This is a genomic window from Lentzea pudingi (assembly GCF_014646255.1).
GTDB lineage: Bacteria > Actinomycetota > Actinomycetes > Mycobacteriales > Pseudonocardiaceae > Lentzea > Lentzea pudingi.
In genome coordinates this window covers 1-6,543 of sequence record NZ_BMNC01000041.1, presented here as the reverse complement: position 1 = coordinate 6,543, position 6,543 = coordinate 1, and the positions used below count along the sequence as shown (strand labels likewise).

Genomic DNA, 6,543 nt, shown 5'->3' with positions numbered 1-6,543 from the left:
TCTCCACGCCGGACACCATGTCGGTCATCAGGTGCACTTCCATGATCGGGAGTTACACCGAACGTTTTACAATCCCGTCTACTAGCGCCATCAGCGGCGAGTTCAAGCGGTTGCCGCCACTAAGGACTGAACGGAATGCGTTCACGGCTGACCGACTCAACAAATAGGTGCTCGCTTTGGCCGCAGGTCGCCTACGCCGGTGCAGTTCTTCCGTTGAGGGGTTGCCCAGCCCGCGGCGCCGCCGGAACCGGCTCGATCAGATCGGTGGTCTCGAACATGCTTCGGTCGGCCATGACCTTGTGCAGAGCTAGTCGTAGTCGAGTTTAGGACTCATTGTCTGCCGTCGTGCAGGGCCGAGTACGGGCGCAAGCGCCTGAATGAAGCGTGGTGTTCATGAGTCGTCGAACATATGCGTGTAGATCGCTGCAGAGCAGGCCAGAGCTGGCGCACGACGCGTTCCCGCCGTGGAGCCGGCGACCATGCTGAGAGAACTGTGACCGGGTCGGCGGATGGCAGTCCGATGAACTCGGAGGTTGATCGTCAGTAAACCCTAATACAGCGGCCTACTGTGACGCTCGCACGTAAGGCTGCTCGCGCCTACGGCAAGCCGGCCGGTGAGCTGGCCGAACGCGCTCGAAGGTGGCAGCATGCGACCGACGCGGACGTATCCGACCTTCTGGTAGCCAAGAGGCTCGCGTCGCGTGATGACAGCAAAATCAGGGGAGCAGTATGACGAGCGTTTTCGTGACAGGCGGTTCCGGTTTCGTGGGCAGACGCCTGATCGAGCGATTGGTCGACGGCGGTCACGATGTGCGCGCACTTGCTCGCAGCGACGCCGCGGCCCGAAATGTTCTGCAGGCGGGCGCCTCACCTGTTCGCGGGGACCTGGTTACCGATGTCCAAGGGGTTCGAAAGGCAATGGAAGGCTGCGAGCTCGTGTTTCACTCGGCCGCGCTCACAGCTCGCGGTGGCAGCCGCCGGGCGTTCTGGTCTGTTAACGTGCAGGGGACGAAGAATGTCCTGCAGTCTGCCCGGAGAGCGAGTGTGCGCAGGTTGATCCATGTGGGCACGGAAGCGGCTCTGATGGGTGGGCAAGCGTTGGTAAACGTCGATGAGACCGCAGTCCTTCGACCCGATTCCGCAGCACCATATGCGTCCTCGAAGGCGGTAGCCGAGCAGTTGGTGCTCGGCGCCTACGGGGAAGGTCTTGAAACCGTGGCCGTCCGGCCTCGGTTCGTCTGGGGTCGTGGTGACACGACGGTGCTGCCCGAACTGCTCGACGCCGTACGGCGCGGGCGTTTCGCCTGGATCGGCGGCGGCCGCCATCTGATCGATACCACCCATGTGGACAACGCGGTTGAAGGGCTGCTACTCGCCGCCGACCGGGGGCGTCCAGGGCAAGCCTACTTCGTCACCGACGGTGAGCCGGTGGTCTTCCGGGATTTCATTACCGCGCTGCTCGCCACCCAGGGTGTAGTGGCCCCCCGACGCTCGATGCCCGTCGGCGTCGCCAATGCGCTGACGAAGATGGGTGAAGCGCTCTGGCAGACCCTACGCTTGAAGGGAGCCCCGCCGGTGGATCGGATGAGCTTCTGGCTCTCTAGCCAGGAATGCACGATCGACATCACCAAGGCGCGCACGGAGCTGGGGTACACGCCGGTCACGAGCCGTACAGCCGGACTCGCGGCGCTGAGCCAGTGACACCGTGATGTCCTCTCACTCGCAGAAGTCAAAGATGCTCAATCTTGCCTCTGCGCCAGCAGAGATTCCCTATGCCGCGTGGAAGACGGCCGCTTCGACACATCCGCCGGAGACCGGACCTGCCACGCATTCCCTGCGATCGCCATCGTTGCATCAAGATCTTGCGACCTAAACCCAGAACCTGGGCGACTCTGGCGATGGCAGCCGGCGAACGGCACCTACGCCAAACCACGATTCGATCCAGTAGCTCTCACATCGACCTCATTTTAATACTCAGGCAGCAGCCGCCCTTCCGCGCCTGCTCGCGGCCGAGTGACAAACGGTGAAGCAATCCCGTCGGCTCCAGCAGTTCCGCTACCGCTACGCCAAGCGCGTCGTCTAATACGGCAGCCGCACTTTCATCTTGTCAGGTTTGCCCTTTTCCAGGTGAAGTTGCAATACCGTCCACGGAGCTACGGTCACGAAGCTGGTCGTCAATGGGTCCGACGCTGACGTTCCTGTGCGATGTCGTAGGTGAAGCCACTTGCGTGGATTCCACTCACGTTGGCCATGCGAAGGCAGCGCGTTGTCGAACGCGCTCGGACTGGAACCGAATAAACTCGGCGGCTGCACCGCAGCAAGCCAGATTCGTCCAAATGGAATATGTGCGCAGCCGAACATCTTGGCCCAGATCCGCCGATGATTTGAGTTCAGCTCGTGTCGTGGACCAGATGCCCTCCGACTTGGGATGATTGTTCTTGTGGAGAACAAGGCCACTAAAGCGAGAAGGTATCTGCTGGATGCGATCATCATATCCGTGACCAGATAAGAGCCACATTCGATGATCCGAGTCTCGTGTCGCGCGCGGGCCTGGCCCCAGTGACGTGGCTGGTGCAGATCTGCATGAGCCAGCCGAACGACAGCTCAAGTTGCCGGTCCGGCGGGCGCGGATGCGGTGGCGAAGATCGCCCCAATCGTGGCTAGATGACTCACCGGGGCGAAACAAGTATCGGCGACGTCGATATGCTGAGGCACGGCGCGATTCAGCTTGTTTATCGGGCCGGGCGCCCTCGACACTGGGTACGTTCCCGCGCGACCTGTATCACGGTGACGTCCGCCCGGTTACACGTCGTGCACCAGGTTCCTGCGGTGCCTAGCCGAACGCATAGCAACTCCTCGTTTTTGGGCGAGAGACTGCAACTGGACTTCGCGTCCGCAGATAAAGCGACGATAACGCAATTAGGCGAAAATCTCGATTTAGGCAGCTCGCCGAGGTCGCCTGCAAACATAGGTGATGGCAGGCGGAAAATTTCTCACACTGTGCGGGTTGGCAGGACCTCGTCGAATGTTTAGGGCAAGGACTGGCGAAGGTGCCGAACTGCTGCCAGCCCGAGCCCGTGGAGATATGCGAATGCGGTGAACACGCCTGATGGTGCGAGCGAAGCGGCGACTCGCTCGAGGATGAGCTGTTGCTTGTCGGCAGCGATCAATGCCCACGGCAAGCCTGACACGACCGCGTCCACCTCGGCGAGCCGCTCTCGGTCCAAGACACTGTCCAGATTAACTACATCAACGAGGTGGGCTCTCGTTCGCAGATGTTTCGATAAAGAAAGTGGGCCATCGATGGGTCGGATTCCAGAGCGATGTGCAGCCCCCCGGCCTTGAAGTCTCGCCTCGATCGCGGCGCTGACTGCACCCGTCCCGGGGTCAAGTTCCACAATCGTGGGATCACCAACCGAAGGTATGATGGCTACTAGCCGCGCGGCCAGCCTAGACGAACTCGGCCAGACTGCTCCGACTGTCTTCGGGGAATGAAACGCGGCGCTATAAAAAGTTGCCAAAGAACTCGTTTTCGCAATGCTTTCCATGCCTGGGTCCCCTCTGTCCATACTGCGAGTGGTCGACAGGCATTAGAGCTTGTCACGTGAGCACGAGCGGGCGCGGAACTGCCCTGCAGCTACTTCATATATTCACTGCTCGCCAGCGAGGTCGGCGCTTGCAGGCCTTCGCCACGCAACGTTTGTTGTTAGGACAGAGACTCGCCATCCGCGCGATATTTTGTCAAGGCCCGCAGCAGGGCCGGCTCGCCGAACGCCTGATATTGTCAACGTGTACAAGGCATCGAACGTCCATATCGTCGACGGCGCGGGTCTGTAGAACGTTCGGCTCTGTGCTTAGTTGCGTGATCAAGGATGACCGCCGTCACGGCGGCGGACTCAGTCGGTAACAAGGATTTTCTGGCATAGCGGGCTAAAGCTGGCCTTGTTATAGGTTTGTCTCTTGAGCAGGTTGATCTTCGTGTTCATGGCCTCGGTGGGCCTTTGCTGTAGGGCACGGTCAAGCTGGCGACTGTCGCGTCCTGGTCCTTGGTCACTCCGTTGAAACAGGAAGCGAAGCCGGGCAGGCAGACCCGCGGGCCGTGACGATCCGATGGCAAGATTCTCGCCGCAGCGCCGGGTGAGGTGGCAGCGAACTTGCGCACCCGAAAGTAATCATCCCGGGACAGCTGATTCCGCCGATCGACGTAATGCAGCCGGTGGCGCGGCAAACGCCGTCGGCCCCGGTTCCGGCCCGACGCGCTTTACGCCGGCCCGCTGCTACGACCGCTCGTTGTCGTCGTGGCGACGTCCGAGGATCGTCATGCGGCGTGAGATCACCCAGGTGTCGATCGGCGGGTGGCCGCGCGGGTACTGACCGCAGCAGTGCTGTTCGCGTTGGCCAAATGCGGTGTGACCGGTGGTGGCGATCCGCACCCGTATACGGCGGTCGAGTTTTGGCCGGACTCGGCGCGCGTACTGGTGGCGCGTTGCTCGGAGTCGGGTGGGCCTGATGTTCGCCTGGCCGGTGTTCGACTCCATCGGGCGCACCGTGGTAGCGGTTGTTCTCGGTGGTTGTGCTGACGTGTCCGCGCTGGGCAAGCACTCAGCTCGGTCGGGTGCTGGACGCTTTGGGGCATAATCGGGTTTGGCTGTCCCTGCTTTGACCGGGGGCGGCGCGGCGCTGATGCCGGCGGCTGTGATGGTCGGGGTACAAAAGACCTGATGCAAGTTAACGTGCCCGGACCGCTGAAGTTCGTGGCCGACGATCCGCCGATCGAGGTGCGATGGAGCCAGGGTGTGTCATCGGCCGCGATCGACGCCGCGGTCTCGGCGGGGCTGCGGACGCCCAGGTCGAGGCCGATGGGGAACGCAAGCGTGCCAGCGACGCCTCCGGAACGCCCTCCGAGCGCAGGCGCGCGAGCCGTTCGGCGTGGGTGCGGCGGGAGCCCAGGGCGCCGACAAACGCCAGCGGCCGGGACAGGGCCTGCACGAGCACGGGGATGTCGAACTTCGGGTCGTGGGTCAGCACAATGACGGCGGTGGACGAGTCGGTGTGGGTGGACGCGAGGTAGCGGTGTGGCCAGTCGACGACCACGGAATGCGCTGCGGGGAAACGGGCGGGAGTGGCGAATACGGGCCGTGCGTCGCACACCGTCACGTGATAGCCGAGGAAGCGTCCGATCTCGGCCACCGCGGCGGCGTGGTCGATGGCGCCGAACATCAGCAGGCGTGGCGGTGGCAGCCACGACTCGGTGAACACCCTGTCCTCCGCCTCGAAGCGCACGGACAGCGGATGCCCGGCAACGGAAGCCGAGAGCGTCGCGCGCAACGCGGGGGAGTCGCGCTGCACCAGCACGTCCAGTGAGCCGCCGCAGGTGAGGCCGACCGCGAACGCCGTGTCGTCGGCGTAGCCGAACGAGGCGAGAACGGGCACACCCGAATCCAGGACCTGGCACGCCAGGTCGTGGACCTCGGCCTCCACGCAGCCGCCGGACACGCTGCCGATCACCTCGCCGGACGGCCCGACGGCCATTGCGGCGCCGACCGGGCGCGGCGCACTGCCCCGCACGGCCACCACCGACGCGACCGCGAACCGGTCCCACGACAGCAGGGTTGACGCTAGGTCACGCATCGCACACTCCTCTCAGGGCGAGGTCCCGGCCGGGTGGCCGCTCGGCTGGGACGCCGCGTCACGTGCCGCTGATCAGATCCACGCCGAAGTACACGGCGAACAACAGGGCGAGACCAGTCATCAGCCAGCCCGGCCAGCGGCCCTTGCAGATGCGCAGCACGACGTAGGACACGAGGCCCGCGCCGATGCCGTTGGTGATCGAGTAGGTGAACGGGATGATGGACACGGTCAGGAACACAGGGATCGTGAAGTCCGTGTCCTGCCAGGGGGTTCGACGGATCTGGGTCATCATCAGGCCGCCGATCACCACCAGCGCCGGGGCCGCCGCCTGCGCGGGCACGACCGTCGCCAGCGGCGTGAACAGCAGTGCCACCAGGAACAGGCCGCCGGTCACCACCGAGGCCAGGCCGGTCCGGGCGCCTTCGCCAACGCTCGCGGCCGACTCCAGGAACACGGTGTTCGGGGCGGACCCCCGTGACGCCACCGGCGATCGCGCCGCACCGTCGACCATGAGGATCCTGCCCATCCCCCAACAGTGAGCTGAGAGAAGGTCACCAAACTAGACCATGATATTCGTTACAGCCCTCGATAGATGGCCATCGAGCAGTACGCCAGCGTACCCAGCCCTGTCGCAGGGTCCATCGATGGGGGCAGACGGCTCCGGCTTGTTCCGTGCCGCGTACCATTCACGGCCGTTACCATGTTCGTCTGCACGATTTGGCGGTCGAACATCGGGCTTGCCTCTGTCACTTCCGTCACCAAGCGATTACGCATCGAGCTTGCGGGTAGGTGCGGGCTCTGTCAGGCAAGCACCCGAATGCAAAGTTACATCCCGCAGGGCCGGCGGACCTAGGTGTACTGACCTGAGAGGTTAGGAACGCGGCTGGCGGGTGGTAGGCCTTTGAGCGCGGT

Annotated in this window: 2 protein-coding genes and 1 pseudogene; 1 reads left to right on the top strand and 2 read right to left on the bottom strand. The window is 63.5% G+C overall.

Translation table 11 applies throughout. From position 1 onward, the window contains the following. The first annotated feature begins 729 nt into the window (after nucleotides 1-729). Nucleotides 730-1,701 carry an NAD-dependent epimerase/dehydratase family protein gene (locus IEY88_RS43770; RefSeq protein ID WP_189160793.1) on the top strand — a complete coding sequence of 324 codons (972 nt, stop codon included), beginning with the start codon at nucleotides 730-732 and terminating at the stop codon, nucleotides 1,699-1,701. Nucleotides 1,702-4,728: 3,027 nt separating this feature from the next. Here the strand turns inward: IEY88_RS43770 and IEY88_RS43765 are convergent. Together IEY88_RS43765 and IEY88_RS43760 are read right to left on the bottom strand one after the other, a co-directional pair. Continuing rightward, nucleotides 4,729-5,631 carry an XdhC family protein gene (locus IEY88_RS43765; RefSeq protein WP_229694357.1) on the bottom strand — a complete coding sequence of 301 codons (903 nt, stop codon included), beginning with the start codon at nucleotides 5,629-5,631 and terminating at the stop codon, nucleotides 4,729-4,731. A gap of 58 nt (nucleotides 5,632-5,689) precedes the next feature. Then, nucleotides 5,690-6,160 (bottom strand): annotated as a pseudogene (locus IEY88_RS43760) (NCS2 family permease); the annotation flags it as partial. Nucleotides 6,161-6,543: the final 383 nt, after the last annotated feature.